The 2,075-nt window shown below is 66.5% G+C and carries 2 protein-coding genes; one reads left to right on the top strand and one right to left on the bottom strand.

Annotation, left to right across the window (positions count from 1 at the left end):
* Window position 1: 1 nt before the first annotated feature.
* Window positions 2–853, bottom strand: coding sequence for a bifunctional DNA-binding transcriptional regulator/O6-methylguanine-DNA methyltransferase Ada (gene ada / locus JY96_RS06285; protein WP_081961084.1), 852 nt, complete (start codon window positions 851–853; stop codon window positions 2–4).
* A 197-nt stretch (window positions 854–1,050) separates the two neighbouring features.
* Here ada and JY96_RS22025 point away from each other — a divergent pair, with 197 nt between their 5' ends.
* Window positions 1,051–1,863 carry a 4'-phosphopantetheinyl transferase superfamily protein gene (locus JY96_RS22025; protein WP_052162205.1) on the top strand — a complete coding sequence of 271 codons (813 nt, stop codon included), beginning with the start codon at window positions 1,051–1,053 and terminating at the stop codon, window positions 1,861–1,863.
* Window positions 1,864–2,075: the final 212 nt, after the last annotated feature.

A 2,075-nucleotide genomic window follows, 5' to 3' on the forward strand; every position in this document is an offset into this window, starting at 1 on the left:
CTCAGGCCTCCTGAGCGGCCACTTTAGCGCTTTCCTCCGCTTCTCGATACAACAGGATACGTTTTCGCTCGATGCCCCAACGGTAGCCCGATAAAGCGCCATCGTGGCGGACCACGCGGTGGCAGGGGATGGCCACGGCCAGCGGGTTGGCAGCACAGGCGCCGGCCACCGCCCGCACGGCTTGCGGCGAGCCGATGCGCCTGGCGATCTCCGTGTAGCTGACCGTCTGGCCCGCTGGTATGCCCCGTAGGGCTTGCCACACGCGTTGCTGGAAAGCGGTGCCGCGGATGTCCAGCGGCAGAGCCAGGCCCACCTGGGGGGACTCGATCAAGCCGACCACCTGGGCCACCCATTGCTCGAAACCGCGGTCGGCGCCGATGAGGCGGGCCGTGCGGAAGCGGTCTTGCAGATCGCAGACCAGCGCCTGCGGGTCGTCGCCCAGCAGGATGGCGCACACGCCTTGCGCACTGGCGGCCACCAGCACCGCCCCCAGCGAGCATTGCCCCACCGCGAAGCGGATGTCCTGCGACGCCCCGCCCGCCTTGAACTGGCTGGGCGTCATGCCCAGCACCGCCGTGGACTCTTCATAAAAACGCCCGCTGGACGAATAGCCGGCGTCATACATGGCCTGCGTCACCGCCGCGCCCTGCGCCAGTTGTTCGCGCACACGGCGAGCCCGCTGCGCGGCGGCATAGGCGCGGGGCGTCAGCCCGGTGTGGGCCTTGAACACCCGCAACAGGCGGCTGGGCCCCATGCCGGCCATGGTGGCCAGCTCATCCAGGTGCGGCGGGGCGGCGGCGGCCTCGATGTACCGGCACAAGGCCACCACCATGTCTGTGTCTGCGTCCGACATGTCGGTCAGAAAGTGTTGTGAAGGCCCTCACTGTAGCCACATGCGAGGGCGGCCACACTCCGTTTTTGTCGTCCAGCCATGCACGCGCCCAAAATCGCCTGTTGGGCGGTCCGTGATGGTTGCGCACGGCAACGGCCCACATTCGATTTGCAGAAATAACCTGGCGTTCGGTCAATCTGCGGCCATCATTTCACCTCATGTCCACCCATCAATCCTCGCCCACTCTGACCGTCTGGATCGCCCATCTCGACGAATGCGTGACACCAGGCGCACTGGCGGCCTGCAGCCGGTTGCTGACGCCGGCCGAAGCCGAGCGGGCCAGGCGCTTTCACTTCCAGCGTGACCGTGATCGCCATGTGGTGACGCGTGCCTTGCTGCGCACCGTGCTGGCCTCGATCGTGGGCGAGCACCCCGAGCAGTTGCAGTTCGCCACGGGGCCGCACGGCAAGCCCTTCCTCCAGCATGACAGCGACATCGGGCGCAGGCTCTCGTTCAGCCTGTCCCACACCGATGACCTCGTCATGCTCGGCGTGACACAGGATCACGCCTTGGGCATCGACGTTGAAAACACGACCCGGCTGGCCCCGCTGGACGTGGCGCACCGCCAATTCGCCGAAGTGGAAGTCAAGGCCTTTCAAGCGCTGACACAAGCGCAGCAGCAAACCGATCTGTTCTGGTCTTGCTGGACGCTCAAGGAAAGCCTGATCAAGGCGACCGGCGAAGGCCTGCACACCCCGCTGGACCGTTTCGGGTTCAGCTTTGACACGGACGATCGCGTCACGCTGCATGCCTCGCCAGGCACGGCCGAGGGCGCGGGGCACTGGTGGGTGGGCCAGTGGGCCCCCACCGAACACCATCTGGCCGCCTTGTGCATGGCCTGGCCAGCCGCGACCTCGCCGGACGGCACCCAGGCGCCTGCCGTGCGCGCGCGCCGCATCGTCCCGCTGCAAGGTGAAACCGATCTGTCGATCCAGTTCCTGCGCAGCACGACGGGGCGCCACCCCGCCTGATCCAGGCACGCCCACCAATGCCCGGTGCGCCGCCCGGGGCATGTCGCGATTGAACCCCTATTTCCGGCCCATGGCGCCATGCCTCATGACAAACCCTCTGCAAAGATGACATGTATGTTTGTCAACATTGCAGTGTCGCCCCCCTGAACGGCCTGCACACCCTCCCGCGCGACGCCCATTGATTGATTTGTGTGCGTCTTGGCTTCACGCGT

Source organism: Aquabacterium sp. NJ1 (genome assembly GCF_000768065.1).
Lineage (GTDB): Bacteria > Pseudomonadota > Gammaproteobacteria > Burkholderiales > Burkholderiaceae_C > Aquabacterium.

Coding starts and splice junctions, on each gene's coding strand:
- JY96_RS22025 (WP_052162205.1), top strand. CDS start 1,051: ATGTCCACCCATCAATCCTCGCCCACTCTGACCGTCTGGATCGCCCAT.
- ada (WP_081961084.1), bottom strand. CDS start 853: ATGTCGGACGCAGACACAGACATGGTGGTGGCCTTGTGCCGGTACATC.